Origin of the sequence: Pseudonocardia sp. KRD291, from assembly GCF_019263595.1 — a bacterium.
Taxonomy (GTDB): domain Bacteria; phylum Actinomycetota; class Actinomycetes; order Mycobacteriales; family Pseudonocardiaceae; genus Pseudonocardia.
Map to the genome: position 1 here is coordinate 1 of NZ_JADQDD010000014.1, position 26891 is coordinate 26891.

General features: G+C 73.5%; 29 protein-coding genes and 1 pseudogene. 13 read left to right on the plus strand and 17 right to left on the minus strand.

What is annotated here, in order from left to right; genetic code table 11:
* The 3 genes from I4I78_RS03975 to glpX form a co-directional block, all read right to left on the minus strand.
* Positions 1-651 (minus strand): EAL domain-containing protein (locus tag I4I78_RS03975; RefSeq protein WP_218609804.1); only part of this gene is annotated, 651 nt, incomplete at its 3' end.
* Between the two features lie 181 nt (positions 652-832).
* Positions 833-2233 (minus strand): class II fumarate hydratase, encoded by a 1401-nt coding sequence (locus I4I78_RS03980; RefSeq protein ID WP_218609805.1) that lies wholly within the window; start codon positions 2231-2233, stop codon positions 833-835.
* Positions 2234-2313: 80 nt separating this feature from the next.
* Positions 2314-3384, minus strand: a complete 1071-nt coding sequence (glpX, locus tag I4I78_RS03985; RefSeq protein WP_218609806.1) for a class II fructose-bisphosphatase — start codon at positions 3382-3384, stop codon at positions 2314-2316.
* Positions 3385-3589: 205 nt separating this feature from the next.
* On the opposite strand from glpX, the gene I4I78_RS03990 reads away from it, so the two are divergent.
* A complete protein-coding gene (locus I4I78_RS03990; protein WP_218609807.1) occupies positions 3590-4294 on the plus strand; it encodes a DUF4245 domain-containing protein in 705 nt (234 codons plus the stop codon).
* 158 nt (positions 4295-4452) lie between these two features.
* A complete protein-coding gene (locus I4I78_RS03995) occupies positions 4453-5394 on the plus strand; it encodes a type IV toxin-antitoxin system AbiEi family antitoxin domain-containing protein (RefSeq protein ID WP_218609808.1) in 942 nt (313 codons plus the stop codon).
* Positions 5395-5506: 112 nt separating this feature from the next.
* Here the strand turns inward: I4I78_RS03995 and I4I78_RS04000 are convergent, their stop codons facing one another.
* Genes I4I78_RS04000 through I4I78_RS04010 form a run of 3 tightly spaced genes read right to left on the minus strand, consistent with a single transcriptional unit; the run spans position 5507 to position 7748 of the window.
* Positions 5507-5740, minus strand: a complete 234-nt coding sequence (locus tag I4I78_RS04000) for an exodeoxyribonuclease VII small subunit (protein WP_218609809.1) — start codon at positions 5738-5740, stop codon at positions 5507-5509.
* Positions 5737-7143 carry an exodeoxyribonuclease VII large subunit gene (gene xseA, locus I4I78_RS04005; RefSeq protein WP_308251884.1) on the minus strand — a complete coding sequence of 469 codons (1407 nt, stop codon included), beginning with the start codon at positions 7141-7143 and terminating at the stop codon, positions 5737-5739. The genes I4I78_RS04000 and xseA overlap by 4 nt, the downstream gene beginning before the upstream one ends.
* A 41-nt stretch (positions 7144-7184) precedes the next feature.
* On the minus strand, positions 7185-7748 hold the full coding sequence (locus tag I4I78_RS04010) for a lipid droplet-associated protein (protein ID WP_218609810.1): 564 nt from the start codon (positions 7746-7748) through the stop codon (positions 7185-7187).
* 111 nt (positions 7749-7859) lie between these two features.
* Between I4I78_RS04010 and I4I78_RS04015 the strand changes: the two genes are divergently transcribed.
* Entirely contained in the window at positions 7860-8822 is a 963-nt protein-coding gene (locus tag I4I78_RS04015; protein WP_218609811.1) for a 4-hydroxy-3-methylbut-2-enyl diphosphate reductase, read from the plus strand.
* A gap of 15 nt (positions 8823-8837) precedes the next feature.
* Here I4I78_RS04015 and I4I78_RS04020 read toward each other — a convergent pair whose 3' ends face one another.
* The 3 genes from I4I78_RS04020 to rmuC all read right to left on the minus strand — a co-directional run bounded on the left by I4I78_RS04020 (position 8838) and on the right by rmuC (position 11977).
* On the minus strand, positions 8838-9383 hold the full coding sequence (locus tag I4I78_RS04020; protein WP_218609812.1) for a L,D-transpeptidase: 546 nt from the start codon (positions 9381-9383) through the stop codon (positions 8838-8840).
* Positions 9384-9572: 189 nt separating this feature from the next.
* Positions 9573-10433 (minus strand): DUF6542 domain-containing protein, encoded by an 861-nt coding sequence (locus I4I78_RS04025; RefSeq protein ID WP_218609813.1) that lies wholly within the window; start codon positions 10431-10433, stop codon positions 9573-9575.
* Complete coding sequence (gene rmuC / locus I4I78_RS04030; RefSeq protein ID WP_308251885.1) at positions 10430-11977, minus strand: DNA recombination protein RmuC; 1548 nt, start codon at positions 11975-11977, stop codon at positions 10430-10432. Before rmuC ends, I4I78_RS04025 begins: the two co-directional genes overlap by 4 nt.
* A gap of 275 nt (positions 11978-12252) precedes the next feature.
* Here rmuC and I4I78_RS04035 point away from each other — a divergent pair, with 275 nt between their 5' ends.
* A complete protein-coding gene (locus tag I4I78_RS04035; RefSeq protein WP_218609815.1) occupies positions 12253-12813 on the plus strand; it encodes a DUF4232 domain-containing protein in 561 nt (186 codons plus the stop codon).
* Positions 12814-12836: 23 nt separating this feature from the next.
* On the opposite strand, the gene I4I78_RS04040 is transcribed toward I4I78_RS04035, so the two are convergent.
* The 3 genes from I4I78_RS04040 to I4I78_RS04050 all read right to left on the minus strand — a co-directional run bounded on the left by I4I78_RS04040 (position 12837) and on the right by I4I78_RS04050 (position 16155).
* The gene (locus I4I78_RS04040; RefSeq protein ID WP_218609816.1) at positions 12837-13409 is read right to left on the minus strand and encodes a methylated-DNA--[protein]-cysteine S-methyltransferase; all 573 of its coding nucleotides are present in this window, start codon (positions 13407-13409) and stop codon (positions 12837-12839) included.
* Positions 13406-14932: an AlkA N-terminal domain-containing protein gene (locus I4I78_RS04045; protein ID WP_218609817.1), complete on the minus strand. Its 1527-nt coding sequence runs from the start codon at positions 14930-14932 to the stop codon at positions 13406-13408. The genes I4I78_RS04040 and I4I78_RS04045 overlap by 4 nt, the downstream gene beginning before the upstream one ends.
* A gap of 68 nt (positions 14933-15000) precedes the next feature.
* On the minus strand, positions 15001-16155 hold the full coding sequence (locus I4I78_RS04050; RefSeq protein WP_218609818.1) for an acyl-CoA dehydrogenase family protein: 1155 nt from the start codon (positions 16153-16155) through the stop codon (positions 15001-15003).
* A gap of 103 nt (positions 16156-16258) precedes the next feature.
* Between I4I78_RS04050 and I4I78_RS04055 the strand changes: the two genes are divergently transcribed.
* Entirely contained in the window at positions 16259-17035 is a 777-nt protein-coding gene (locus I4I78_RS04055) for an enoyl-CoA hydratase/isomerase family protein (protein ID WP_218609819.1), read from the plus strand.
* Positions 17036-17037: 2 nt separating this feature from the next.
* Here the strand turns inward: I4I78_RS04055 and I4I78_RS32560 are convergent, their stop codons facing one another.
* The 4 genes and pseudogenes from I4I78_RS32560 to I4I78_RS04070 form a co-directional block, all read right to left on the minus strand.
* Entirely contained in the window at positions 17038-17325 is a 288-nt protein-coding gene (locus tag I4I78_RS32560) for a hypothetical protein (protein ID WP_226379054.1), read from the minus strand.
* A gap of 217 nt (positions 17326-17542) precedes the next feature.
* Positions 17543-18691 (minus strand): annotated as a pseudogene (locus tag I4I78_RS04060) (AMP-binding protein); the annotation flags it as partial.
* A gap of 71 nt (positions 18692-18762) precedes the next feature.
* Positions 18763-19464, minus strand: coding sequence for a GntR family transcriptional regulator (locus I4I78_RS33680; protein ID WP_308251886.1), 702 nt, complete (start codon positions 19462-19464; stop codon positions 18763-18765).
* Between the two features lie 70 nt (positions 19465-19534).
* The gene (locus I4I78_RS04070) at positions 19535-19972 is read right to left on the minus strand and encodes a hypothetical protein (RefSeq protein ID WP_218609820.1); all 438 of its coding nucleotides are present in this window, start codon (positions 19970-19972) and stop codon (positions 19535-19537) included.
* A 358-nt stretch (positions 19973-20330) separates the two neighbouring features.
* On the opposite strand from I4I78_RS04070, the gene I4I78_RS33685 reads away from it, so the two are divergent.
* The 7 genes from I4I78_RS33685 to I4I78_RS04105 all read left to right on the plus strand — a co-directional run bounded on the left by I4I78_RS33685 (position 20331) and on the right by I4I78_RS04105 (position 25224).
* Positions 20331-21767, plus strand: coding sequence for an ATP-binding protein (locus I4I78_RS33685; protein WP_308251887.1), 1437 nt, complete (start codon positions 20331-20333; stop codon positions 21765-21767).
* The gene (locus tag I4I78_RS04080) at positions 21764-22426 is read left to right on the plus strand and encodes a response regulator transcription factor (protein ID WP_218609822.1); all 663 of its coding nucleotides are present in this window, start codon (positions 21764-21766) and stop codon (positions 22424-22426) included. The genes I4I78_RS33685 and I4I78_RS04080 overlap by 4 nt, the downstream gene beginning before the upstream one ends.
* 48 nt (positions 22427-22474) lie before the next feature.
* Complete coding sequence (gene ychF, locus I4I78_RS04085; RefSeq protein WP_218609823.1) at positions 22475-23548, plus strand: redox-regulated ATPase YchF; 1074 nt, start codon at positions 22475-22477, stop codon at positions 23546-23548.
* A 39-nt stretch (positions 23549-23587) separates the two neighbouring features.
* The gene (locus tag I4I78_RS04090; RefSeq protein ID WP_218609824.1) at positions 23588-23818 is read left to right on the plus strand and encodes a hypothetical protein; all 231 of its coding nucleotides are present in this window, start codon (positions 23588-23590) and stop codon (positions 23816-23818) included.
* Positions 23815-24240: a PIN domain-containing protein gene (locus tag I4I78_RS04095; protein WP_218609825.1), complete on the plus strand. Its 426-nt coding sequence runs from the start codon at positions 23815-23817 to the stop codon at positions 24238-24240. Before I4I78_RS04090 ends, I4I78_RS04095 begins: the two co-directional genes overlap by 4 nt.
* A gap of 2 nt (positions 24241-24242) precedes the next feature.
* Positions 24243-24551, plus strand: coding sequence for a hypothetical protein (locus I4I78_RS04100; RefSeq protein ID WP_218609826.1), 309 nt, complete (start codon positions 24243-24245; stop codon positions 24549-24551).
* 208 nt (positions 24552-24759) lie between these two features.
* Positions 24760-25224, plus strand: coding sequence for a hypothetical protein (locus I4I78_RS04105; RefSeq protein WP_218609827.1), 465 nt, complete (start codon positions 24760-24762; stop codon positions 25222-25224).
* Positions 25225-25278: 54 nt separating this feature from the next.
* Here the strand turns inward: I4I78_RS04105 and I4I78_RS04110 are convergent, their stop codons facing one another.
* Complete coding sequence (locus I4I78_RS04110; RefSeq protein WP_226379055.1) at positions 25279-26112, minus strand: MarR family transcriptional regulator; 834 nt, start codon at positions 26110-26112, stop codon at positions 25279-25281.
* Between the two features lie 219 nt (positions 26113-26331).
* Between I4I78_RS04110 and I4I78_RS04115 the strand changes: the two genes are divergently transcribed.
* Entirely contained in the window at positions 26332-26874 is a 543-nt protein-coding gene (locus I4I78_RS04115; RefSeq protein ID WP_218609828.1) for an RDD family protein, read from the plus strand.
* Positions 26875-26891: the final 17 nt, after the last annotated feature.

Genomic DNA, 26891 nt, shown 5'->3' on the forward strand with positions numbered 1-26891 from the left:
ACGTCCGCGCGGGCCACCGAGCAGCGGTCCGCGGGCCAGCCGCGCACCACACCCGTGCATCCGGGTCAGCACGTCGGCGCTGCCGACGCCGGTCGCAGCCACCCGCACCCCGCTCGCCGCGGCGACCCCGCACACCGCGCGGACCACGGCCACGGACGCGGTGTCCGGGTCGGGCGCGGCCAGGCGCTCCTCCAGGAGCACGACCTCCGGCCCCGCGGCCACGAGCAGGTCCACCCCGAAGCCCCGGCCGATCCCGTCGAGCGCGATCCGGAACCCCCACCCGCGCAGCTCGGCCAGCGCCCGGACCAGGTCCTCGACCGGTGCCGCGGCCAGTGCCGGGCCGACCTCGAGCATCGGGGCGACCCCGCCGCCGGCGGGCAGCATCGCCCGCAGCCGGTCCCGGGCCAGCACCACGGTGTCCGCGGCCACGCCGACCTGCACCGGCGCGGCCGGGTCCAGACGCCGGGCGTGCGCGACCGCGGAGACCGCGGTCCCGGCGTCGACATCGGCGATCTGCCGGGCGCTCCACCCGGTGCCGCGTGCCCGTTCGGCGATCGCGTCCCGAGGGCGGGCCGGGGCGATGCGGAAGCCGCACACGCGTGCCGTGTGCAGGTCGTACACCGGCTCGAACGTGAACCTGTCGTCGGTCATCGGACGATCACCCTCGGCGCATTCGTGGACAGCGGATCACATTGATCGACACTCTGTCACGGATGCATGGTCCGAACGGGTAATCAGAGGTGAACGGAAGATGGCCGCACCCGCCGCATCCGGGCGGGTGCGGCGGGTGAGCGGGCCGGCTAGTGCCGCCGGTTCGTTCCGCAGGCTTCTCTCACACCTTCTTCTGCCCGCGCGCCATCGCCAGCACGTCCAGGGCCGCGTCGAGCTGGGCCTCGGTGAGCTTCCCGGACTCCACGTGCCCGCGTTCGATCACCACGTCGCGGATCGTGCGGCGTTCCTTGAGTGACTGCTTGGCGATCGAGGCGGCCTCCTCGTAGCCGATGAACCCGTTCAGCGGCGTGACGATCGACGGCGACGACTCCGCGTACTCGCGGGTCCGCTCGACGTCGGCGGAGATCCCGTCGATCACCTTGTCGGCGAGCAGGCGCGAGGCGTTGGCCAGCAGCCGTGCCGACTCCAGCACGTTGCGCGCCATCACCGGCATCATCACGTTGAGCTGCAGGTTGCCCTGGCTGCCGCCGAACCCGACCGTCGCGTCGTTGCCCATGACCTGCGCCGCGACCATCATCGTGGCCTCGCAGATCACCGGGTTGACCTTGCCCGGCATGATCGAGCTGCCCGGCTGAAGGTCCGGCAGGTGGATCTCGGCCAGCCCGGTGCGCGGGCCCGAGGACAGCCACCGCAGGTCGTTGGCGATCTTGTAGAGCGACACCGCGACCGTGCGCAGAGCGCCGGAGGCCTCGACGAGGCCGTCCCGTGAGCCCTGGGCCTCGATGTGGTCGGTGGCCTCGCTGAGCACGTCGAGCCCGGTCGCCGACCGGAGCTGCTCGACCACGCCGGCGCCGAAGCCGTCCGGGGCGTTGAGGCCGGTCCCGACGGCGGTGCCGCCGATCGGCAGCACGGCCAGCCGCGGCAGCGCGTCGCGGACCCGGGCCGCGCCGTACTCGGCCTGGCTCGCCCACGCCCCGGCCTCCTGGCCCAGCGTGATCGGCACCGCGTCCATCAGGTGCGTGCGCCCGGCCTTGACGACCTCGGCCCAGTCGTCGGAACGGCGGCGCAGCGACGCGGCCAGGTGCTCCAGCGCCGGGACCACCTCGGTCGACAGGGCCTCGGTCGCGGCCACGTGGATGGTCGTCGGGAACACGTCGTTCGACGACTGGGACGCGTTCACGTGGTCGTTCGGGTGCACCTCGACCCCGGCCTTCCCGGCCAGGCTCGCGATCACCTCGTTCGCGTTCATGTTCGACGACGTGCCGGAACCGGTCTGGAACACGTCCACCGGGAACTGGTCGTCGTAGCCGCCTCCGGCGACCTGGTCCGCCGCGGCGGCGATCGCGTCGGCCCTGTCCGCGTCCAGGACCCCGAGGTCCTTGTTCACCCGCGCCGCCGCGGCCTTGACCAGGCCGAGCGCGCGGATCTGGGTGCGCTCCAGGCCGCGGCCGGAGATCGGGAAGTTCTCCACCGCGCGCTGGGTCTGGGCCCGCCACAACGCGTCACGCGGGACCCGGACCTCGCCCATGGTGTCGTGCTCGATGCGGTACTCGTCGCTCATGGCGCCGAGTCTGGCCCGGGTCCGGCCGGCGCGCAGGCCTGCGTGACCGGGCAGACAACTCCACGGGCCGGGCCCCGGGGTCAGGGCAGAGGTGGGGTGTCCTGCTCGGCGGCCCGGTCGAAGTCGACGTCGGAGAACTCGCGCAGCTTGGTCAGCCGGTGGTGGCCGTCGATCAGGCGCACGGTGCCCGACCGGGACCGCATCACGATCGACTGGGTGGTCGCCCCGCCCGGCTGGTAGTGCACGCCGCGCAGCAGGGCGCCGTCGGTGATCCCGGTGGCGCAGAAGAACACGTTGTCCCCGCGCACCAGGTCGGCGGTGGTGAGCACCCGGTCCAGGTCGTGTCCGGCGGCGAGGGCCTTCTGCCTCTCCTCGTCGTCCTTGGGCCAGAGCCTGCCCTGGATCTCGCCGCCCATGCACTTCAGGGCGGCCGCGGTGATGATCCCCTCCGGGGTGCCGCCGATGCCGTAGAGCATGTCGACGCCGCTGTTCGGACGGGCGGCGGCGATGGCGCCGGCCACGTCGCCGTCGGTGATGAAGTGGATGCGGGCGCCGGTCGCGCGGATGTCCTCGACGATCTGCTCGTGCCGCGGGCGGTCCAGCACGCACACCGTGACGTCGGCGATGTCGCTGCCCTTGGCCGCGGCGACCCGGCGGACGTTCTCCGCGACCGACTCGGTGATGTCGATCACCGACGCCGCCTCCGGCCCGACCGCGAGCTTCTCCATGTAGAACACCGCGGACGGGTCGAACATCGCGTCCCGCTCGGCCACCGCGAGGACGGCCAGCGCGTTCGGCATGCCCTTGGCCATCAACGTGGTGCCGTCGATCGGGTCCACCGCGACGTCGCAGGCCGGGCCGTGGCCGTTGCCGACCTGCTCGCCGTTGAACAGCATGGGGGCCTCGTCCTTCTCGCCCTCGCCGATCACGACCACCCCCTGCATGGACACGGTGCCGATGAGCTGGCGCATCGCGTCCACCGCGGCGCCGTCCCCGCCGTTCTTGTCCCCGCGACCGACCCAGCGCCCCGCGGCCATCGCCGCGGCCTCGGTCACCCGGACCAGCTCCATCGCCAGGTTCCGGTCGGGGGCCTCCCGCCGTCGGGCCGGGGCCGCGGGGTTGGAGGTCTGCGCTGGCTGGGTCACGGGCATCTCCTTCTCTCGGGGTCCGCTGTGTTCGGCACGGCCTCGCGTCGGCCGGCGCCGGCGTGGCCCGGCCCTCGATCCTGGCAGATCGGGCGCGCCGGTGGCGTGATGAGCGATCCATGCCATGCCTGCTCGATCGGAACCCCGGGCCCGGTCACACCGGGAACGGGCCCGCGCGCCGCCGGGGAGGGCCTGCGCGACCATGGTGGGTGTGAGCTCCGAGCCCGATCCCCACGCGTCCACCGGTTCCCGCGTGCCCGAGGAGGCGTCGGAGCCGGCGGAGGCGCCGCGGCAGCGCCCTCGGGTCGGCCCGCGCCCGATGCAGAAGCCGGGCCGCACCGAGACCCGGATGAAGGACATGCTCGGAGCCCTGCTGATCCTGATCCCGATCGCGCTGCTGCTGGTCGGGGTGACCAGGTCCTGCACGTTCGCCCCGACCGGGCCGCAGATCGACCCGAACGCAGGGCCCAGCGTCGACGCCCCGGCCAGGCTCGCCGAGTACGCCCGGGTCTCCACGTTCGCCCTGCGTGTGCCGGCCGTGCCGTGGCGCGCGAACTCCACCGACCGCGGCCCGGTCGAGGGCGGCGGCACCGCGGTGCGGACCGGTTTCGTCACCGGCGAGGGTCGCTACCTGCGCCTGGTACAGAGCGACGCCACCGAGGAGAACCTGCTGCGCACCGAGGCCGGCGCGACCATCCCGACGGGGGAGGGCGTCACCCCCGCCGCCGGCCTGAGCTGGGTCACCTACCGGGCGCAGAGCGGTGAACCCTTCCGCATCGCCACCGTGCCGAACCCGGGCCCATCGGCCCCGAGCCGCCTGCTGATCACCGGCAGCGGCAACGACGACGAGTTCCGCACCCTCGCCGAGGCCACCCTCCGCGCCACCCCGCTCCCTCCCGGCGCCGGAACCAACTGACCCGCTCGAACACATCCACGGCCCTCCACACATATCGCCGACGGTGTGTGTCGGGTCGCGACGCCGTGTTCGACGTGGCTGTCCACAAGCTGCGTGGGTTGTCCACAGGTCTGGGAATCGGGGGGTGTCGGTGACCGTGTGGGGGTCATGGTCGGGACATGGACCTCTGGACGGGCTCGGCGCCACTGCGCCGGGCGGATCTGCTCGCGGCGGGTGTCAGCGCGAAGGAGCTGTACGGCGCCGTCGCTGCGGGGCACCTCACCCGCCTCCGGCGCGGCATCTACCTACCCGCGCGTCTCCGCTCGTCCGGGGCCGGCCCCGGCGCACCGGACGAGTTCGACCGGCACCTCGACGCGGTGCGGGGCGCACTGTGCCGGCTGCACACGCCGGTCGTGGTCAGCCACCTCTCCGCCGCGGCGCTGCACGGACTCGAGCCGTGGGGCCTGCCGATGCGCCGGGTGCACGTGACCCGCGATCGCCCGACCGGCGCACGCCGCCGATCCGACCTCGACCTGCACGCCTCGCCGCTGACGTCCGGCGAGATCGTCTCCCGGCACGGGATCGCCGTCACGAGCGTGCCGCGGACGGTCGTGGACGTGGCCCGGTCCGTCCCGTTCGAGCAGGCGGTGGTCGTCGCCGACGCGGCGTTGCGGCTGGAGGGGGCCACGGTCGGGTCCCTGCACGACGCGCTCCACCGGGCCCGCGGATGGCCCGGGGTCACGGCGGCCGAGCGGGTGGTCCGGTTCGCCGACGGCCGCAGCGCGAGCGTGGGCGAGTCGCGGAGCCGGGTGCGCATCCACCAGGCCGGCCTCCCCGTCCCGGACCTGCAGCACAACGTGGTCGACTCCGGCGGCGAGTGGCTGGCCAGGGTCGACTTCCGGTGGGACGGGACGCCTCCGGTGATCGGGGAGTTCGACGGGAAGGGCAAGTACGGACGCATGCTCCGACCCGGTCAGAAGCCGGGCGACGTCGTGTTCGAGGAGAAGCGCCGGGAGGACGCACTCCGCCGCGCCGGCTCGGAGGTGGTCCGCTGGACGTGGGACGACCTGGACGAGTTCGCCCCGACGGCCGCGCACCTGCGCCGCCTGCTGCGCTACTGAGGGGCTGCTGAGGGGCTGCTGAGGTGGTGTCACACACCTCCGGTGCCTCGCACACACAGGCGGAGGTGTGTCCGAGGTACCGGCCGTGTGTTCCACCGCGCCCGGACGGGCGCTACTCCGGCTCGGTGTCGGCCAGGACCTGTTCGACGCGTTCGCGGGCGCCGGCCAGTTGCTGCTCACAGCGGCGGGCCAGCGCCTCGCCGCGCTCCCACAGGGCCACCGACTCGTCCAGGCCGAGGCCGCCGACCTCGAGCGCGCGCACCACCTCGGCCAGCTCGTCGCGGGCCTTCTCGTAGTCCAGCTTCTCGACCGGGGTCCTGTCCGGGGTCGTCTGCGGTGTGCTCACCCGCTCGCCTTCTTCCTGCTCCGCCGGGCCGGGGTGCCCGGCGACGTGTCGTCGGCCGGAGTCTTCCGGGTCCGCGCGGTGCGGCGGGAGGCCGGGTCGGGCGTCGCCGTCGGCGTGCCGGCTGCGGCCGGGTCGTCGACGCTCCCGTGGTGGCCGGGGTCGGGGCCGTCCCCGTGGCGGCCGGGGTCGGGACCGTCCGACGTCGCCGCGATCGCGCCGTCGCCCACCCGGATCCGCAGGCGTGTCCCGGCCGGGGCGTCGGCGGTCGAGCGCAGCAGCGGCGGGACGCCGGCCTCGGCACCGGTAGGGGCGTCGGCGGAACCGGCCCCGTCGAGCTGGACGATGGCGTACCCGCGGGCCAGCGTCGCCGACGGGCCCAGTGCGGTCAGGCGGGCGCTGAGGTGTTCGAGCTCCGCCGAGGACCGGTCGAACCGGCGCAGGACGGCGCGGTGCCCGGCCGCGCGCAGCTCGGACAGCTCGCGCTCGTGCCGGTCGAACATCCGCAGGGGCTCGGCGAGGACCGGCCGGGCGCGCAGCTCGCGCACCCGCCGCTGCTCGCGGTCCACCCAGCCGGACAGCGCACGACGGGCCCGCTCGCGCAGGGCGGCGATGCGCGCGGTCTCCTCGGCCAGGTCCGGCACGAGGCTGCGCCCCGCCTCGGTCGGGGTCGAGCAGCGCAGGTCCGCGACGTGGTCGACCAGTGGGGTGTCCGGCTCGTGCCCGATCGCCGAGACCACCGGCGTCCGACAGGCCGCGACGGCCCGGCACAGCGTCTCGTCGGAGAACGGCAGCAGATCCTCGACGCTGCCGCCGCCGCGGGCCAGCACGATCACCTCGACCTCCGGGTCGCGGTCGAGCACGCCGATGGCGTCCACGATCTGCCCGACGGCGAGCCCGCCCTGGGTCGCGGTGTTCTCGATCCGGAACCGCACCCCGGGCCAGCGGGCCGTCGCGTTCGAGACCACGTCGTGCTCGGCGGCCGAGGCCCGTCCGGTGATCAGACCGATCCGGTTCGGCAGCAGCGGCGGGCGGCGCTTGAGCGCGGCGTCGAACAGACCTTCCGCGGCGAGCAGCCGTCGCAGCCGTTCGATCCGGGCCAGCAGCTCACCGAGCCCGACCGCGCGGATCGCATCGACCCGCAGGCTCAGCGTGCCCCGGCCCAGGTAGAACGACGGCTTGCCGTGCACGATCACCCGGCTGCCCTCGACGACCGCCCCACCGCTGTCGCGCACCAGCGACGACGGCGCCGTGAGCTGCAGCGACACGTCCGCGGCCGGGTCGCGCAGGACCAGGAACGCGGTTCCCGACCCGGGACGTGCGGTGACCTGGGCGAGCTGGCCCTCGACCCACACCGCGCCGAGCCGCTCGACCCATTCGGCGATCTTGCGGGCGACCGTGCGCACCGGCCAGGGCGACTCCTCCGACGTGGGGGAGGCCGGTGACGTCACTTCTTCGACAGCGTCGAGATCCGGTTGGTCAGCATCGTGACGTACTCCGAGCGGTTCCCGTGCGAGGTCTCCCAGGCCAGCAGGTCGGCCAGGTCGTCGAGGGTGAGCGCACGCAGCTTGCCGCGCAGCTGCGGGATCGTCATCGACGGGTACTCGGGCAGCACCGAGGGGGTCGTCGCCGCGGCGTCGGTGCCGGCAGCGGTCCGCGGCGCCGCCGGCTTCGGCGGCCGGGCGACCGGGATGTCGGTGACCTTCGTCGACGGGCGCAGCTCGGAGACGGTGCTGGCCCCGTTGCGGGGCCGGAAGTCCGCGGCGGGCAGCTCGTCGTCGAACGTCGCCCAGCTCGGGACGTCCTCGGCCGGACGCAGGGTGCCCAGTGCGCGGTCGCCCTTGATCGCCAGCTCGGTGACGGTCTGCTGCAGGCGCATCGAGGCCTGCAGGGCCTGGCTCACGGCGGTCACCGGGAACTCGACGGCGTGCCGCGGGAGCTCCCGGGCCTGCTCGACGGCGGTCACGACCAGGCCCGCGGCGATCCGCAGGGGGAACGGCAGCGGTGTCATGGGGTCCATTGTTCCCTGTCCGGCACGGCCCGGCAGGCCGGGTCGCCCGCACCCGGGTCGGACCGCTCACGTCCGGCTGACCCGCGCGGCGGACGTCCGTAGGGTGGAGGCATGTCCGGATCGGGAGACAAGCAGGTCCTGCTGGCCAAGCCACGGGGTTACTGCGCGGGCGTCGACCGGGCGGTGGAGGCCGTCGAGCAGGCACTCGCCCAGCACGGCGCACCGGTGTACGTCCGCAAGGAGATCGTGCACAACCGGCACGTCGTGGAGACGCTGACCGACCGCGGCGCCATCTTCGTGGAGGAGGCCGACCAGGTGCCCGAGGGCGCGATGGTCGTGTTCTCCGCGCACGGGGTGTCCCCGGCGGTGCGCGAGCAGGCGAAGAGCCGCGAGCTGCGCACCATCGACGCGACGTGCCCGCTGGTCACCAAGGTGCACCAGGAGGCCAAGCGGTTCGCCCGCGAGGACTACGACATCCTGCTGGTCGGACACAACGGCCACGAGGAGGTCGAGGGAACCTCCGGCGAGGCGCCCGAGCACATCCAGATCGTGGAGTCCGCGGCCGACGTCGGCGGTGTCACCGTGCGCGACCCGGAGAAGGTGGTCTGGCTCTCGCAGACCACGCTGAGCGTCGACGAGACGATGCAGACCGTGCGCGCGCTGCGCGAGAAGTTCCCGGCGCTGCAGAACCCGCCGTCCGACGACATCTGCTACGCCACCCAGAACCGGCAGGTCGCGGTGAAGGCGATGGCCCCGCGCTGTGACCTGGTGCTGGTCGTCGGGTCGCGGAACTCCTCGAACTCGGTGCGGCTGGTCGAGGTGGCGCTGACCGCCGGTGCGGGCGCGTCGTACCTGATCGACTACGCCAAGGAGATCGACGACGCGTGGCTCGACGGCGTCGGGACGATCGGCGTGACCAGCGGTGCCTCGGTGCCCGAGGTGCTGGTCCGCGGCGTCGTCGACTACCTGGCCGAGCGCGGGTGGGGTTCGGTCGAGGAGATCGACACGGCCGAGGAGACGCTGACGTTCTCGCTGCCGCGTGAGCTGCGCCCGAACCGGACCGCCGCCCGGTAGGCACTGCTCCCGGGGTCAGGCCGCGCGGTCCGCTGCGACCTGCTTGGCCGAGACGACCTGGACCTGGTCGCCGATCTGCAGGTGGTCGAACCAGGCCTGGGCGTCCGGGCGGGCCAGGCGCACGCAGCCGCCGGACGGGGTCTCGGTGTTGCCCTCGTGGAAGGCGATGCCGCCGTCCTGGAAGAACACCGCGAGCGGCATCGCCGCGGGCCGGCCCTGCTTGTCCTTGAACTCGCCGCTCTTGTGGTCGGCCTCCTTGCGGTAGACCCGCAACGAGTGTCCGACCGGCGTGAGCATGCCCTGGCCGCCGGTCGCGGCCGGGACCGGTCCACGGAAGACCTTCCCGTCCTGGAACAGCCAGGACCGCTTGGAGTCCAGGTCGACGCACGCCCTGGCGGTGACCGTGCACGGGGTCCCCGGCACCAGCGGCTGGTCCTGGAAGGCCTGCGCGGCCGGGGTACCGGCAAGGGCGGTGCCGGCGCCGACCACCGCGAGGACTCCGACCAGCGCCGCGATCATCACGGCGGGTCGCGGCCGACGGCTGTGGTGGGCGTTGCTCATCGTTCTCCTGGGTTGCGGGGTCGACGTCGGGTGTCGGCGACGGTCATCGCCTTCCCGATGGTGTGACGTCCGGGCCCGCCCGGGGGTTGCGTCCGTTTCGGGAAGAGTTTCGACGAATGGGGGTCGGTGCGCCGTACGTCACCGGCGCCCGGATCGGCCATCGCCCGCGGATGATGGCTGCTTCCGCCGTCAGCTGCGACGCGGCCGGCGGGGTCGGCCCGGCTCGTCGGTACCGGAGGACCCGGTCGAGGGCCGGGGCGCGCCGGTGCGGGGCGCCGCGCGGTCCGCGCCGGTGCGGGTCGAGGTACCGGGCGTCCGGGCGCCGGTCGTGCGGGCGCCCGGCGTGCGGGCGCCGGGCGTGCGGGCGGCGGCGTCCGGCGCGGCCGTGCGCCGTCCGCGTCCGGTCCGGCGCTCGCCGGAAGCGGAGGCCCCTGGCCGGGCGTTCCCGGGCCGGGCGCCCGCGTCCGGCATCCCGTCCCCGGTGCGGTCGCCGGGGAGCCGGCGGCGGATCTGTCCGAAGGCGTCGTCCGGGCCGGTGCGCTGGCGCACCAGCCGGAACCCGGCCACCAGCAGCACGGCCAGCGTCGTGACGGCCATCGCCGGGAACGCGTTGATCAGAGGAGCACCCGCCATCAGCAGGTGCTCGGTGGCCCCGGCCTCCGGCGTCGGCGCGCCGATCAGGACGGCGATCAGCGGGACGACGACGGCCAGCAGCAGCGGCGGCTGGATCGAGGGCACGAAGATGCTGCGCCGCCGTACCCAGGCCACGGCCAGCACACAGCCGAGGAAGTAGCCCACCTCGAAGATCGCGCCGACGGTGCCGAGCCGCAGCAGGTCGATCAGCACGCCCAGCGCGGTCAGCCCGGCCGCGATCGCCACCGCCGCCACCGGGGGAATGCCCAGAACCGGCTTGACCAGCGACCGTTCGCGGACCGGCCACGATCCGACGGGAGCCTTGCGCGCCCGGCGGCCGGACGGGGTCGACGCGGTCCGCCCGCCGGGCGCGGTCGAGGCGGGCCGCCGGGCCGACGTGGTGCGGGTGTCGGTCACCGGTTCAGAGTAGCTCGCACATCGGGGCCCTCCCGGGACCCGTCCGGGGGCGAGTCGTCGGCGTCGGGCCGCTCACGGCTCGTCTGCGCGAGGTCTTCGAGCGAGACCAGCGACTCGCCGGCGGAGGCGAGGAGCTCCGGCGCGGAGATCCCGCGCGGGCCGCCCTCGACCAGCTCGGGCGCGGCGAGCTCGGTGTCGGAGACCTGCAGCTCGGTGAACTTGCGTGCGGTCACCAGCACCCTGGCCTCGAGCGAGGAGACGGTGCGGTTGTAGCTCTCGACCGCCGAGTCCAGGCTGCGCCCGAGCTTGGCCACGTGCGTGCCCATCGTCGCGAGCCGGCCGTGCAGCTCCCGGCCCAGCCGGTGCACCTGCGCGGCGTTGCGGGCCAGCGCCTCCTGTCGCCAGCCGTAGGCCACGGTGCGCAGCAGCGCGATCAGCGTGGTCGGGGTCGCGAGCACCACGTTGCGGCCGAACGCGTGCTCGAGCAGCGCCGGGTCGGCCTGCAGCGCGGCCTCCAGGAACGGGTCGCCCGGCACGAACAGGACGACGAACTCCGGGGTGGGCTCGAAGGCCTCCCAGTAGGCCTTGGCGGCCAGCTGGTCGACGTGGCTGCGCAGCTGACGGGCGTGCCGGGCGAGCCGGTCGGCGTGCACGTCGGCGTCGCGGCTCTCGACCGCCTCCAGGTAGGCCGCGAACGGGACCTTGGCGTCCACCACCACCTGCTTGCCGCCGGACAGGCGCACCACCATGTCCGGGCGTACCCCACCGTCCTCACCGGACGCGCTGACCTGGGTGGAGAAGTCGCAGTGCTCCACCATCCCGGCGAGCTCGACCACCCGTTCCAGCTGCAGCTCCCCCCACCGGCCGCGGACCTGCGGCGCGCGCAGCGCGTTGACCAGCGCCTTGGTCTCGGTGCCGAGCCGTTCGGAGCCCTCGGCCATGTGCCGGACCTGTTCGCGCAGCCCGGCGTAGGCGGACTCGCGGTCCTTCTCCACCGTGCGCAGCTGACCCTCGACCCGGCCCAGCGCGGCGCTGAGCGGGTCCAGCAGCGTCTCGACGGCCTTGGCGCGTGCGGTCTCGTCGCCCTCGGCCTTCGCCGACAGTGCGGCGGTGACCTCCTTGAGCCTGCTCTCGGCCAGCGCGACGAACTGCTCGTTGTTGCGGGTCAGCGCGTCCTGCGACAGCGCGGCGAAGGAGTCCTTGAGCTCGGCCTCCCGGCGGACCTGCTGGGCCTCGCTCTCCGCGCGGGCCTCCCGCTCGGCCTGCAGCGCCGCGTGGAACGACGCCGCGTCGGAGTCCGCCCGGCGCAGCCGCGCGGTGGCCTGCTCCAGCTGCTCGTGCAGGTCCTCGATGCGTTCCATCAGCCCGGTCCGCTCGGCGCGCAGGCCCGCGGCGTCGGCCCGGGTGGTCGCGGTGGTGTTCGCCGCGGCCCGCGCGGCCTCGGCGACCGCCTCGCGGTACCGGGCGCCGGCCACCAGCCAGGTCACCCCGGCACCGGTCGCGACGCCGACCACCAGGCCGACCAGCATGCTCGTGAGATCCACACCGACAGGGTGCACCGGGGCACCGACAGTTCCGGCCCCGCCGCGCCGGGTCGGGCCTCCGCGATCCCCCGCGGACCCGGCACGACCTGGTCTTTCGTGCGCCGCACGCGCGTCGGCACCCGGCCGGATGTTTACCGGTCGGACCGGGTGGAGAGGGGTGATGCGGCCGGGGGTTGCCCGGCTAAGACGCATCGGACAACGACGCATCCCGGCTGCGCTCCGGGCCGTCTCACCTGGTGTCAGCGTCCACAGCGGAAGCGAAAGAGGTTCACTCGATGCTGGGTTCCTACCGGACGAAGAAGACCACGACCGTCACCCGAACACTCGCCGCCACCGGCATCGCCGCAGCGGCCATCCTGACACCACTGACGGCGGGGGTCGCCACCGCGGCCCCGGTCGCGACGGTTGCCGCCGCCACCGGGACCGACGCGGCGCCCTCGGCCTGCCGGCCGGCGAACTACCGCGGCACCGTCTCGCCCGACGCGGCCAGCTCCGGGCACCGCCACTACCGCGTCACCCTGGTCGCCGCGCCGGGGACCTCGGCGTGCACGCTCGCCGGGTCCCCGGACGGCGCCGCGTTCTGGAAGGGGCAGACCCCGATCGGGGTGAACCCGAGGACCTACGGCGACCAGGCGGTGCCGGTCGCGTTCGGCCCCGGTGCTCCGGTCCACTTCGACATCCAGGTGCCGAACTCCGCGGGCGGGGCGACGGCCGGCACCGTCAGGTTCTCCCTGCGTGCACCCGACGGGGCCGTGATCCCGGGTGAGGGGGCCGCCGGCGGGTACATGGAGGTGGACGCGGGCACCGCGATCGGCCCCGTCCGGCCCGGGGTCTGAGAACGCGGGCGGGAGGCGCCGCGCTACGCCGGCCGGGAGCGGGTGGCCTCGTGCTCGATCAGCCACTGCTTGACCGGCAGCCCCCAGCGGAAGCCGCCGAGCGAGCCGTCGGTGCGCAGCACCCGGTGGCACGGCACGAACAGCGCCGCCGCGTTCCGTGCGCAGGCCGACGCCGCGGCCCGTACCGCCTTCGGCCGCCCGGACCGGGTCGCGTACTCGGTGTAGGTGACCGGGGCGCCGGGTTCGACGGTGCGCAGCACGTCCCAGGCGTGGTTCAGGAACTCGCCGGACCGCTGCCGGACCGCGATCGCGTCGATCGCCGCCAGGTCGCCGTCGTGGTAGCGGGCGACCGCATCGGCCACCGGGCCGAGCTCGCCGGGGAGCAGCTCCCCCGGGTGCAACGAGGGGTGCACCTGGGGGAGCAGCTCGTCCAGCTCGGCGGTCCAGCCCGACGCGAGCACCGCGCCGCCGGAGTCGACGACGGCCGTGAACGGCCCGATCGGGGTGTCCTGGGTGGCCCAGCGGGCCGTCCCGGCGGCGGTCGCGGCGCCGTCCTGCGGTGCGGGCGAGTCGTGGTCGGTCAGGGTGTCGGTCATGCCGTCCTCCGGCGTGTGGTCGTGGGAGCGGGGGCGGACCGTGCCGCGGCCGCTCTCCACAGGTGGGTGGCGGCGTAGGACCGCCAGGGCGCCCAGCGCGCGGAGCGGGCACGAAGTCCCGTCGCGTCACCGGGGAGTGCGAGGGCCTCGGCGCCCCGGCGTACCGCCAGGTCGGAGGCCAGAAGTTCGTCCGGGTCGCCCAGCACGCGCATGGCCAGGTAACCGGCGCTCCACGGACCGACGCCCGGCAGCGCGACCAGCTCGGCGCGCAGCTCGTCCGGGTCGCGGCCCGGGTCGAGCGCGAGGTCTCCGGAGGCGATCGCGGCACACACGCCCAGCACGGTGGAGATCCGCCGGGCCGGGCCGGTGAGTACCTCGTGCCCGCGCTCGGCGATCGTCGCCGCGGCCGGGAACAGCAGCCACGGCTCGTCGCCCTCCGCGGCCGGCGTTGCGAGGTCGGCCGGCAGGGGATCGCCCAGGACCGTCGTCATCCGGGCGGCCGCGGTCCGTGCCGCCGCGACCGAGACCTGCTGCCCGAGCACGGTCCGCACGGCCGTCTCGGCGCCGTCCACCGACCCGGCCAGCCGGATCCCCGGCACCTGCGCCACGGACGGGGCCAGCGCCGGGTCCGCCCCGAGCACCGCGTCCACCGCCTCCGGGTCCGCGTCCAGGTCGAGCATCCGGCGCAGCCGCGCCACCGCGGGGCCGAGGTCTCGCGGGTCGGACAGCCGCAGCGTCGCCGGTACCGCGCCCGCGACGGTGACGAGGTCGAGCGACACCGTCGCCGGGCCGTGCGGCAGCCGCAGCGTGCGCCGGTAGGTCCCGTCGCGTACCGACTCGACCCCGTCGACCGCGCGGGCGTCGAAGAACCCGAGCAGCCCGTACGGGTCGAACGGCTCCCGGTAGGGCAGCCGCAGCGTGAGCGGGCCGGTCGCGGCGCCGGCGACGTGCCCGCCGCGGCGCGCCGCCTCGGCGCGCAGCGTGCCGGGCGGCACCCCGTAGACCTCGCGGACGGTGTCGTTGAACTGGCGCACGCTGTGGAACCCGGCCGCGAACGCGACGTCGGCCATCCCCAGCGCCGTCGTCTCCACCAGCAGCCGCGCGGTGTGCGCCCGGTGCGCGCGGGCCAGCGCGAGCGGGCCGGCGCCCAGCTCCTCGCCGAGTACCCGGTTCAGGTGCCGCGGGGAGTAGCCCAGCCGCGCGGCCAGCCCGGTGATCCCGTCCCGCTCGACGGTCCCGTCGCCGATCAGGCGCATCGCCCGTGCGGCGAGGTCGGCGCGCACGTTCCACTCCGGCGACCCGGGCACCGCATCCGGCAGGCAGCGCCGGCAGGCGCGGTAGCCACCGGCCTGCGCGGCGGCCGGCGTCCGCAGGAACTCGACGTTGTGCGCGCGCGGCGGCGGCACCGGGCAGGACGGCCGGCAGTAGATCCGGGTGGTCCGGACCGCGGTCACGAACTGCCCGTCGAACCGCGCGTCACGCGAGGTGACGGCCCGGTAGCAGCGTTCGTGGTCCAGCAGCACGAGAGGAACTGTGCCACCCACCACCGACAGTCTTCCGGCGGGAATCGGACCTGGAGCGGGTCGTGCAGTCAGTCGAGTCCGCCCCGCTTGACCAGCTGGGCGGCGATCACGTTGCGCTGGATCTCGTTCGTCCCCTCGCCGACGATCATCAGCGGGGCGTCCCGGAAGTACCGCTCGACGTCGAACTCGGTGGAGTAGCCGTACCCGCCGTGGATGCGCACCGCGTTCAGCGCGATCTCCATCGCCACCTCGGAGGTGAACAGCTTCGCCATCCCCGCCTCCATGTCGCAGCGCTGCCCGGCGTCGTACTTCTCGGCCGCGTAGAGGATCAGCTGCCGGGCCGCGGTGACCTTGGTGGCCATGTCGGCGAGGTAGTTGCCGATCGACTGGTGCTGCCAGATCGGCTTGCCGAAGCTCTCCCGCTCCTGGGCGTAGCGCAGCGCGTCGTCCAGGGCCGCGCGCCCGACGCCCAGTGCCCGCGCCGCGACCTGGATCCGGCCCGTCTCCAGGCCCTTCATCATCTGCGCGAAACCCTTGCCCTCGACGCCGCCGAGCACCGCCGAGGCCGGGACCCGCATGTCGTCGAAGGACAGCTCGCAGGACTCGACGCCCTTGTAGCCCAGCTTGGGCAGGTCCCGCGACACCGTCAGCCCCGGCCCGTGCTCGACCAGCAGGATCGAGACCCCCTTGTGCTTGGGCTCGGCGTGCGGGTCGGTCTTGCACATCAGCGCGATCAGCCCGGACCGGCGCGAGTTGGTGATCCACGTCTTGGAGCCGTTGACGACGTAGGAGTCGCCGTCGCGGTCCGCGTGCGTGGACATGGCCTGCAGGTCCGAGCCGCCGCCCGGCTCGGTGAGCGCCATCGTGGCCCGGATCTCGCCGGTCGCCATCCGCGGCAGGTAGTGGTCCTTCTGCTCAGGGGTGCCGAACGCCAGGATCAGCTTGGACACGACGGTGTGCCCGCCCATCGCCCCGGCCAGGCTCATCCAGCCGCGCGCGAGCTCCGCGGTGACCAGCGCGTAGCAGGGCATCGACACCGGCGCCTCGCCCCACGGCTCGGGGATCGCGAGGCCGAAGATGCCGAGCTCCTTCATCTGCTCGATCAGCTTCTCCGGGTAGGTGTCGGAGTGCTCCAGCTCGCGGACCACGGGACGGACCTCGCGGTCGACGAAGTCGCGCACCGTGTCGACGACGGCGCGTTCCTCGGTGCTCAGTTCGGTCATCGCGACTCCTCGGCTCGGCGTTCTCTGGATTATATAGAATCTGTACGCAGGCTGCCTCTAGAGTCCGCAGAACACGATCCCGGTCGCGACGAGAGGGGCCCCGATGTCGATCGACGTCGAGCGCGACGGCCACGTCGCCGTCATCACGATCAACCGTCCGGAGGCGCGCAACGCGCTCGACCCCGAGCACGACGAGGCCCTCGGCGCCGCGGTGGCCGGGTTCGAGGCCGACGACGACCTGCGCGTCGCGGTGCTCACCGGCGCAGGCGACACCGTGTTCTCCGCCGGCGCGGACCTGAAGAAGCTGATCCCGGCCTTCCGGGACCGGGTGCGGGCGGGGGAGTCGCCGCCGTGGAACTTCGGCGGGTTCACCGCGATCGAGCGCACCAAGCCGATGATCGCCGCGGTGAACGGGCACGCGCTGGCCGGCGGCTGCGAGATGGCCCTGGCCTGCGACATCCGCCTCGCCTCCCCGAACGCGACGATCGGCCTGGCCGAGACCAAGTGGGCGATCATCCCCGGCGCGGGCGGCACCGTCCGGCTGCCGCGCGCGGTGCCGCTCGGCCTGGCGATGGAGATGATCCTGACCGGTGACCCGATCGACGCCGCGGAGGCGCACCGCGTCGGGCTGGTGAACCGGGTGGTGCCCTCGGCGGAGCTGCGCGACGAGGCCGTCGCGCTGGCCCGCACGATCGCCGCCCGGGGGCCGGTCGCCGTCCGCACCGCCCGCGCGTCGGTACTGGAGGGTCTGGGCACCGACGAGCGCACGGCCATGGCGAACGAGTTCGGCCACTTCCTCGACGTCCTGCGCACCGACGACGCCGTGGAGGGCTCCACCGCGTTCGCCGAGAAGCGCGATCCCGTCTACCGGGGCCGCTGACCTCAGGACGGCAGCAGGCGTGCGCGGGCGCCGTCCACGCCGCCGTCGGCGACGACCCCGCGGATCGCCTTCTTGTCGAACTTGCCGACGCTGGTCTTGGGCACCTCGTCGACGAAGAGGAACTCGTCGGGCACCCAGAACTTGGCGAACCCCTCGCCGAGCAGGTGCGCGCGCAGCTCCTCGGTGCTCAGCGAGACGTCCGAGGCCACCACGACACCGAGCGGGCGTTCGAGCCACTTCTCGTCGGCGATCCCGACGACGGTGGCCTCGGCGACCTTGGGGTGCAACATCAGCGCGTTCTCCAGGTCGATCGTGGAGATCCACTCCCCGCCGGATCAGGTCCTTGGAGCGGTCCTTGAGCAGGACGTAGCCCTCCGGGTCGATGCAGCCGACGTCGCCGGTGCGCAGCCAGCCGTCGACGATCGAGTCCTTCGTGCGCTCGTCGCGGTAGTACTCGCCGGCGGTGAACGGGGAGCGGACGTGGAAGTCGCCGATCGACTCGCCGTCCCAGGGCTGCTCCGCACCCGACACCGGGTCCACGACCTTGATCTGCAGCAGCGGGATCGGCAGCCCCTGGGTCTGCCGGAGCGAGTAGATCTCCTCCTCGGTGCCGCCCTCCAGGGTGGACTTGAGCGCGAAGAAGCAGATCTGCGGGGAGTTCTCGGTCATGCCGTAGCCCTGCATCACCTCGGTGTCGTAGGTGTCGCGGAACCACTTCATGACCGCTTTCGACGGCGCCTGCCCGCCCAGCCACAGAGTGTCCAGGGTGGACAGGTCGCGTTCCCGGTCCGAGGAGCGGACGGCGTCGCGGATCATCGTGCCGATCGTGACGGCGGCGTTCATGCCGGTGACGCCGAGGTCCTCGATGATGTCGACGTAGTCGCCCGGGGTCGGGTGCGCGCCGGGCAGCACGAGCGTCGCGCCCTGCAGGAGTGCGGTGTGCGGGATGTTCCAGCCGTTGCAGTGGAACATCGGCGCCACCTCGAGCCAGATCTGGCGCTCGGCCATGTTCAGCTTGTCGTGCATGGCCAGGCACATCGCCTGCAGCACCATCGCCCGGTGCGAGTAGACGACGCCCTTCGGGTCACCGGTGGTGGCGGAGGTGAAGCACATCGCCGACGCGGTCTTCTCGTCGAACTCGCCGAACTGTGCGTCCTCGTCGGCGGCGGCGAGCAGGTCCTCGTAGGCGTGCACCGGCACCGGCAGGTCGTGTGCCGGCACGGCGTCGTCCAGTACGACGACCGCCTCCACACTGGACAGACCGAGCTCGAACAGCGCCGCGACGCCGGGGAGCTGGTCGGTGTCGACGAGCAGGAACCGGTCCTCGGCCTTGTCGATGGTGAACTTCTGCTGCGCGGGCGAGAGCCGCAGGTTGATCGTGTGCAGGACGCCCTGGATGCCGGGCACCCCGAAGTAGGCCTCGAGATGGCGCCAGTGGTTCCAGGCCAGCGTGCCGACCCGGTCGCCGGGCTCGACGCCGAGCGTGCGCAGCGCGTCGCCCAGGCGCCGGGCCCGCTTGCCGAAGTCGCGGTAGGTGTAGCGGTGGTACTCGCCGGGGCCGAGCCGGGTGACGATCTGCTTGTCGGCGAAGAGCCGCTCGGTACGCCACAGCAACGAGTGCAGGAGCAACTGGCTGTCCAACATCAGACCCTGCATCGGTGCCTCCACGGTGAGCCGGCGATCACAGGCGAGGCTGCACGACTTCTATAGAATCGCGCAAGAGCCGCTCAGGGGGAGCCGTCGAGCGCGCCGTGCTCGGAGAGGTGCTCCGCGAGCAGCCCGCCGATGTGCCGCACGTGGGCGGCCATCGCCTCGCGTGCGGCGCCGGCGTCCCGGCGTTCGAGGGCGTCGAGGACGGCGCCGTGGTCGTGCGCGGACGCGTCGGCCCACCCGCGGACCTGGCCGAAGTAGCCCAGTGGCACGTACTGCACCAGCGTCCGCAGCACCGTCGACAGCCGGCGCGCGTCCGCGGCCCGGTTGACCGTGCGGTGGATGTCGTGGTTGAGCCGGTCCACCTCGGCGGCGTCCCCGGCCCGGGCGGCGGCCTCGAGCGCGTGCTGCACCGCGCGCAGCCGGTCGACCTCGCCGTCGGGTAGCGCGGTCGCCGCACGCGCGGCGAGCTCTCCGGCGATGAACGCCTGCACCGCGAACAGGTCGGTGACGTCGCCGCGGCTCAACGGCGAGACCCGGAACCCGCGCCGCGGCTCCCAGCGCACCGCGCCCTCGCTGTGCAGGATCATCAGCGCCTCGCGGACCGGGGTCGCGCTCACGCCGAGCTGCTCGGCCAGGTGCTCGGTCCGGACGAACTCCCCGGCCTGCACCTCGCCGGCCATGATCGCCTCGCGCAGGTGGCCGGCGACCCGCTCGCTGAGCTGCCGGTCGTCCCGGGCCCGGGGGCGTCGCGCGTCGCCGGGGAGACCGCCGTCCACGTCGTCCACCCTCTCGTCGATCCGGGCGGCGACACTACCGGGTGCTCCGGCCCCGGGCGGGGAGACGTCGCTAGTTCCTGCAGTACTCCTCGTCGACGTAGCCCTCCTGGCAGGCGTACTCGACCTGGTTCTCGAACCGGTCGTTCGAGCGGTCGCGCCCCGGCCTGTCCTGCTGCCGCCGCTCGTTGCGCTCGCTCCGCTCGGCGGCGCGGTCCCGGCGCTCGGAGCGGGCGCCGTCCTCGTCCTCTGTGCTGCTGCGGGGGGCGGCGCGGGTGGTCTCCGGCGCCGGTTCCTCGGTCTCGACGACCGGCTGCGGCGCGATGCTCGGCGGCGGGGCCGGCAGCGGCGGCGCGGGCACGGCCGGGGCGCTCGCCGCGGGCGGCGGTGCGGCCGGCGGGAGCGCCGGCCCGGACGCGGCGCCGGTCAGGGAGAACGCGGTCACGGTGCCGATCGAGGTGACCGCGACGACCCCGGCGGTCAGCAGGACGTGCACACCCGGCAGGCGCATAATTTCCCCGATCGGTCTCCGGGTGCGTCAGGGGTCACCCGAGTGCGGTTCGGTCTGCTCTCACCAGGTGACGTCGGCCCGACCGGCACGTGCACGGGCAGTCACCACGGCGAATGGCGGCAGTATGCCGTAGTCCTCTCGGCCTAACGCCGGTGGCTGTCCGTCGCGGCCCCCGCGCGACAGGATCCGGTGCCGCTGCGCCGAATGCGGGATCATGGACAACGGCTGCGGGTCGCCCCGGGCCCGAGCGCATCGCCCACCGTCCCCACGCCGAATGCAGGAGGCCGGCATCACGATCGACCACCCGCCTGCCACGGCCACGGACACGGCGCCCGTCACGGCCCCGGGTACGGCCGCGGTGCCCGGACCCGCCGACCGCAGGGCCGGCCGGGCGACCGCGGCCCGGACCCGGATCATCGCGTGGGTCCTGCTGCTCGTGCTGGCCTCGCTCGCCGTGGTCACCCTGGTGACCTGGATACTGCTGATCGACGAGACGGACAACCGGATCGACGGCGCGCTCACCGCCGAGGTCGCCGAGTTCGCGCGGGTCACCGAGACCGGGATCAACCCCACCACCGGTGAGCCCTACGACTCGGTGGACGAGATCCTGCGGTCGGTGATCGCGGCGAACCTGGCGCGGCCGAACGAGAAGTTCCTCGGCTACCTCGACGGCCGGTTCCGCTGGGAGTCGCGGCGGCAGAGCCCCACCGTGCTGCTGCGCGACGACGATCGGTTCACCGACATGGTCGGCTCGCTGACGCGGCGGGCCGAGGGCAGCTACATGACCGACGCCGGTGAGGTCCGGTGGGCGGCACTGCCGGTCTGGCTGCCCGGGGACCGGAGCCGGGGCGTGATCGTCGTCGGCTACTTCACCGAGCAGGAGCACGAGTTCGCCGACGAGGCGGCCCGGCTGATGCTGCTGGTGGGTTTCGGGACGTCGTTGCTGACCGCGGCGGCGGCGTGGCTGGTCGCCGGGCGGATCCTGCGCCCACTGCGCGACGTGGCCGCGACCGCCCGCACGATCACCGGGACCGACCTGTCGCGGCGGGTGCCCCAGCGCGGGTCCGGCCCGACCGACGAGATCGCCGAGCTGGCCCGGACGCTGAACGCGATGCTCGACCGGGTGCAGAGCGGCGTGCTGGCCCAGCGCCGGTTCGTCGACGATGCCGGGCACGAGCTGCGCACCCCGATCACCATCGTCCGCGGCCACCTCGGCGTCGTCGACGAGCACGACCCCGAGGACGTCCGCGACACGGTCGAGCTGGTCGACGACGAGCTGGAGCGGATGAACCGACTGGTCTCGGACATGCTCTCGCTCACCCGCGCCGAGCAGGTCACCCTGCTGCGCCCGGAAACGGTCGACGTCGCCGAGCTCACCCGGGACCTGTTCGACAAGCTCACCGCGCTGGCCGACCGGGACTGGCAGCTCGAGTCGGTCGCACACACCCGCACCCGGATGGACCGGCAGCGGATCACCCAGGCGGTCGTCGCGCTGGCCGACAACGCGACCCGGTACACGCGTCCGGGCGACCGGATCGCGCTCGGCTCCGATCTCGACGGCAGCGAGCTGCGGATCTGGCTCGCCGACAGCGGCCCGGGTGTCCCGCCGTCGGAGCGGCGGCGGGTGTTCCGGCGCTTCGCCCGCGGCGACAGCGGCCCGCGCTCGGAGGGAGCGGGCCTGGGCCTGTCGATCGTCGAGGCGATCGCCACCACCCACGGCGGGCGGGTGCAGCTGGAGAGCAGCCCCGGCCAGGGGGCGACGTTCACGCTGGTACTGCCCGAGGGAGCGCGGTGAGCCGGATCCTGGTGGCCGAGGACGAGCCGCGGATCGCGGCGTTCCTGAAGAAGGGGCTCACGGCGAACGGGTTCACCGTGACGGTCGTGCAGGACGGTCCCGGCGTGCACGACCACGCCGTGACCGGTGACTTCGACCTGCTCGTGCTCGACATCGGCCTGCCCGGAATGCACGGCTTCGACGTCCTGCGCCGCCTGCGCGCGGCAGGCAGCACCATCCCGGTGATCATCCTGACGGCGCGGGACAGCGTGCACGACACGGTGGCCGGCCTGGAGGGCGGCGCCGACGACTACATGCGCAAGCCGTTCCAGTTCGAGGAACTGCTGGCCCGGGTCCGGCTGCGGCTCGACCGCGCACGCCCGCCGGGCCGCGACGTCCTGACCTTCCACGGCATGGAGCTGGACCTGCGCACCCGGCACGTGAGCGTGCAGGGACGGACCGTGGACCTGTCCGCCCGCGAGTCCGCCATGGCCGAGGCATTCCTGCGCCATCCCGGCCAGGTGCTGTCCCGCGAGCAGCTCCTGCGTCTGGTGTGGGGTGACGTCGACGCGGGGTCGAACGTCGTCGACGTCTACGTGCGGTACCTGCGCCGCAAGGTCGGCGCCGACCGGATCGCCACCGTGCGCGGCACCGGCTACCGGCTGGAGCGGGGGAGCTGAACCAGGCGCCCGACCCGGCCCGACCCGACGCGACTACCCTGGGCGCCCGTGTCCCTCACCCTCGGCATCGTCGGTCTGCCCAACGTCGGCAAGTCGACGCTGTTCAACGCACTGACCCGCAACGACGTCCTCGCCGCGAACTACCCGTTCGCCACGATCGAGCCCAACGTCGGGGTGGTGCCGCTGCCGGACCCGCGCCTGGACGAGCTGGCGAAGATCCACTCCTCCGCCAAGGTCGTCCCGGCCACGGTGTCGTTCGTCGACATCGCCGGCATCGTCAAGGGCGCGTCCGAGGGGGCGGGGCTGGGCAACAAGTTCCTGGCCAACATCCGCGAGTCGGACGCGATCTGCCAGGTCGTGCGGGTGTTCACCGACGACGACGTGGTGCACGTCGACGGCCGGATCGACGCCGGCGGCGACATCGACACGATCGCCACGGAGCTGATCCTGGCCGACCTGCAGACGCTGGAGAAGGTGCTCGTCCGGCTGGAGAAGGAGGCGCGGACCAACAAGGACCGCCGCCCCGCGCTGGAGGCCGCCCAGCAGGCCGCCGCGATCCTGAACGAGGGCCGGACGCTGTTCCAGGCCGGTGTCGACCCCGAGCCGCTGCGCGAGCTGACGTTGCTCACCACGAAGCCGTTCCTCTACGTCTTCAACGCCGACGAGTCGATCCTCTCCGACGAGGCCAAGCGCAAGGAGCTGACCGAGCTGGTCGCCCCCGCGCAGGCCGTCTTCCTGGACGCGAAGGTCGAGTCCGAGCTGCTCGAGCTCGACGACGAGTCCGCGCTCGAACTCCTCGAGTCGATCGGCCAGGACGAGCCGGGCCTCAACGCCCTGGCCCGTGCCGGGTTCACGACCCTCGGCCTGCAGACCTACCTGACCGCGGGCCCGAAGGAGTCCAGGGCCTGGACGATCCACCGCGGTGACACCGCCCCGCAGGCCGCCGGAGTGATCCACACCGACTTCGAGCGCGGCTTCATCAAGGCCGAGATCGTCTCCTACGACGACCTCGTGGCGGCGGGGTCGATGACCGCCGCCAAGGCCGCGGGCAAGGTCCGCATGGAGGGCAAGGACTACGTCATGCACGACGGCGACGTGGTCGAGTTCCGCTTCAACGTCTAGCGACTCCTGCATCGCCGGTGATGCAGCTATGATGTGAGGATGCGCACCACCGTCGACCTGCCTCCGGCCGTGCACCGGCGGGCCAAGGAGATCGCGGAGCGTCGCGGGCTGTCCCTCTCGGCTGTGGTCGCGGAGCTGACGTCCCGCGGACTGATCCATCTCGGTGAGCCGGCGACGATAGGTGTCGACGAGCGCTCGGGGTTTCCGGTGGTCAGTGTGGGGCGCAGGGTCACGTCGGACGATGTCGCGACCGCGCTGGACGAGGAGTGACGACCTACCTCCTCGACGCGAACGTGTTGATCGCCCTCACGGTCGCCGAGCACGAGCACCACGACCGCGCGTCGGCATGGGCTGCGAAGATCGAACGTTTCGCGGTGTGCCCGGTGGTGGAGGGCGCGCTCGTCCGGTTCCTGATCCGCACCGGCGAGACGCCGTCGGTCGCGGCGACGGTTCTGCGTGCCGTTCACGCGATGCCGCGCTGCGAGTTCCTCCCGGACCATCTGTCGTATGCCGATGCGGACCTCGGCCACGTGCGCGGGCACCGGCAGGTCACCGACGCCTACCTGGCAGGCCTGGTGGCAGGGACTCCCGGCTCCGTGCTGGCCACCCTCGACGAGGGGCTGGCGCAGGAACTGCCCGAGCTGACGCTGCTCGTGCCGCCGCCGGGCGATGTGCCTCCACCGCGCCGCTGACGGTGATCGACGGCGTCAGCCCGGTCTTCGACGTGAACCCGAACCCCGACCTCGCGAGGAGTCGTTCCACCTCGATCGTGGGGGCCGACGCGCTGCCCGAGGAGGTCGACGGTCTCCTGGCCCTCGCCGAGTACTGCAGCATGTCCCCGGACACCGCACGAGAGCGGATCGCCCGCGTCACGGCGTCCCTGCACGGGTGGCGCGATCGGGCGCGCGCGAACCGGATCGCCGCGCGTGAGATCGCGATGATGGCCGAATCGATCGGGCCTCGGCTGGACGCGGTCGCCGGCTCGGGCCGCGGCTCAGCGTGATGACGTCGGCCTGCAGACGCCGAAACCGCGTCGGTGCAGGCAGGTCGCGAGCCGTGCGAGCGGGTGACAAGCCCGGCCACGCCGCCTCGTCGTGCTCATCACAAGTGGTGACCATTCGGCGGACGCAGTAACCATCGTTGCGTCATTCGCGACTCAGCGAGCAGAACCCCAGGTCGTGGGGTCGACTGTCTCGAACCGGGGGTCAACGATGAGTGTCGGCCGCTACGCCCTCGCCGCTGTCATCGCCGCCACCTTCGCCACCGCCGCGTGCACCGCCGCGACGGGCGCGGACCGCGTCACCCTCGAGCAGGCGGTCCCGCCGGCGGCCGGCCGGTCCGCATCCGCCGTCGGCCTGCTGCCCCGCGTCGACGCGGGCTCGTCCGGTCTGGGCGTGGCGGTGGACGGGGCGATCGAGTCGACCCGCAAGGAGCGGGACCGGGCCGCCGCGGCGGCTGAGGAGAAGGCCGCCGCCGAGGATAAGGCCCGGGCGACGGAGAAGTCCGGCGGTGGCTGCGCGCAGCAGGCGATGGTCGCCGGGCGGTTCGACCCGTCGTGCTCGGACTACCAGGGATATCTGGACCCGGGTACGTCGGCCGGTCGTGCGCCGACCAGCGGCGAGACCCAGATGCAGTACGCGTGTGAACAGGGGCTGGTCCCCGAGAGCGACTGCTGAGGCGGCGTCAGGTCTCCGGGTCGCGCAGGACGTCCGTTAGGCGGCAGCTGTTCGTCACTGCGAGCCCGCGGCCACCAGTGCCGCGGTGATCGGCTCGAGCTCCGCGGTCAGTTCGGCGAGCTCGGCGTCGGAGAGGGCCTCGTACGGCGGGGCGGCCAGCTCGTCGGTGAGGGCCTCGATGCGTTCCTTGGTCTCGCGGCCGGCGTCGGTGAACCAGCCGTCGGTGTCGACGAGCCCCCGCTCGCGGAGTCCGGCCATGACCTCGGCCAGACGCTGCTTCGGCAGGTGGTGGATGCGCCCGAACGACTCCGGCGGGTGGATGCCCATCTCCAGCGCGGACAGCACGTGGGCCTCCGCACCGCCGATGCCCGCGCCGACGAGAGCGGCGACGTGCCCGTCGCCGCGGTGCTCGCGCAGCATGGTCGCGCAGTGCCACAGCCGGGTGACGGGATCGCTCGGCACGTCGAGGCTGCGCCATCCCGCGTAGATCACACGGCCGGCCGTGGGTGCGCTCGTCGCGGCCTCGGTGATCAGGTCGGCGGCGCGCGCCAGGCCGGGTGAGTCGGCCAGTTCCTCCCCGAGGATCCGCCGCACGGAGGCCGCGCTGCCCCGTCGCCACGCGTCGAAGGAGACCTCGGGCGGGACCGTCTCCCACGCGCTCGGGATGTGCCGCGCAGCCTCGCCCTCGGCGAAGCTGTAGAAGGCCGCGTGCACGACCTGCGCCGGCACCCGTCCCAGGGGTGCGGCGCGGCCGGCGAAGTAGCCGTCCCAGTAGGTGCGGTGGCCGAGCGCGGCCAGCTCCTCATCGGACTCGTCGGCGAAGTACGTCACCAGGCAGATCGGCTCGAGAAGCTCGAACATGCGGCGGGCGGTGGTCGTGGTGGACATGACCGTTCCGACTCAGCGGGCGCCCCGAACTCATCGAGCCCGGATCGAGCCGATCCGCCGGCGCCCGCCTCCGGTCGTCCGCCGGCTCATGCGGACGCATCCTCGATCGGCGCGCTCTCGGCGGCCTTCTGCTCCGGGCCACCCTCTGTCGTGCAACGATTCCCGCCGGGGCAGGCGGGCCCGGTCGCCCCTCGCGGAACCGATCAGAGGAGGGGCGTCATGGTCGTCGTCGAGGACTCGCTCGCGTCCCGGCCCGAGGCCGGCACCGACACCCGGGTGTCCGGCCGGCGCGTGTTTCAGCTGCTGCTCGACACGGCCCTGGCCGGCCTGCTCGTCTACGTGGTCTGGGCGGTCCTCGACGGACTCGGCCCCACAGGCGTGTTCCGCTTCGTCCGGGCCGGCGACCAGGACGTGCTGAGGATCCCGCACCTGAGCGCCGAGGGCGGCGGGTGGGCGAGCGTGCTCGACGCGGCGATCGCGCCGCTGGTCCTGATCCTGGTCTTCGTCATCGTCCCGGCACGGACCGGGCGGACCCCGATGATGGTGCTGTTCGGTCTGCGGGTCCTGCACACCGACGGGACCCGGGTCTCCGCCTACCAGCACCTCGTGCGCAACCTGCTGCTGTTCCTCGACACGCTCGGCGGCGGCCTGGTGGGTCTGCTCATCATGGTCTTCTCGCGACACCGGCAGCGGATCGGCGACCACGTGACCGCCACGATGGTCGTCCGCGACGTCCGCGGGCTGACTCCCACCGGATCCTGAGCGTGGAGCCCGGATGA

Coding starts and splice junctions, on each gene's coding strand:
- I4I78_RS04110 (WP_226379055.1), bottom strand. CDS start 26,112: ATGTCCACCACGACCACCGCCCGCCGCATGTTCGAGCTTCTCGAGCCG.
- I4I78_RS04015 (WP_218609811.1), top strand. CDS start 7,860: ATGTCCGGATCGGGAGACAAGCAGGTCCTGCTGGCCAAGCCACGGGGT.
- I4I78_RS04035 (WP_218609815.1), top strand. CDS start 12,253: ATGCTGGGTTCCTACCGGACGAAGAAGACCACGACCGTCACCCGAACA.
- I4I78_RS04070 (WP_218609820.1), bottom strand. CDS start 19,972: ATGCGCCTGCCGGGTGTGCACGTCCTGCTGACCGCCGGGGTCGTCGCG.
- I4I78_RS04020 (WP_218609812.1), bottom strand. CDS start 9,383: ATGAGCAACGCCCACCACAGCCGTCGGCCGCGACCCGCCGTGATGATC.
- I4I78_RS04010 (WP_218609810.1), bottom strand. CDS start 7,748: ATGACACCGCTGCCGTTCCCCCTGCGGATCGCCGCGGGCCTGGTCGTG.
- I4I78_RS32560 (WP_226379054.1), bottom strand. CDS start 17,325: ATGTTGCACCCCAAGGTCGCCGAGGCCACCGTCGTCGGGATCGCCGAC.
- I4I78_RS04115 (WP_218609828.1), top strand. CDS start 26,332: ATGGTCGTCGTCGAGGACTCGCTCGCGTCCCGGCCCGAGGCCGGCACC.
- I4I78_RS04090 (WP_218609824.1), top strand. CDS start 23,588: ATGCGCACCACCGTCGACCTGCCTCCGGCCGTGCACCGGCGGGCCAAG.
- I4I78_RS04105 (WP_218609827.1), top strand. CDS start 24,760: ATGAGTGTCGGCCGCTACGCCCTCGCCGCTGTCATCGCCGCCACCTTC.
- I4I78_RS04055 (WP_218609819.1), top strand. CDS start 16,259: ATGTCGATCGACGTCGAGCGCGACGGCCACGTCGCCGTCATCACGATC.
- I4I78_RS04050 (WP_218609818.1), bottom strand. CDS start 16,155: ATGACCGAACTGAGCACCGAGGAACGCGCCGTCGTCGACACGGTGCGC.
- I4I78_RS04040 (WP_218609816.1), bottom strand. CDS start 13,409: ATGACCGACACCCTGACCGACCACGACTCGCCCGCACCGCAGGACGGC.
- I4I78_RS03980 (WP_218609805.1), bottom strand. CDS start 2,233: ATGAGCGACGAGTACCGCATCGAGCACGACACCATGGGCGAGGTCCGG.
- glpX (WP_218609806.1), bottom strand. CDS start 3,384: ATGCCCGTGACCCAGCCAGCGCAGACCTCCAACCCCGCGGCCCCGGCC.
- I4I78_RS03995 (WP_218609808.1), top strand. CDS start 4,453: ATGGACCTCTGGACGGGCTCGGCGCCACTGCGCCGGGCGGATCTGCTC.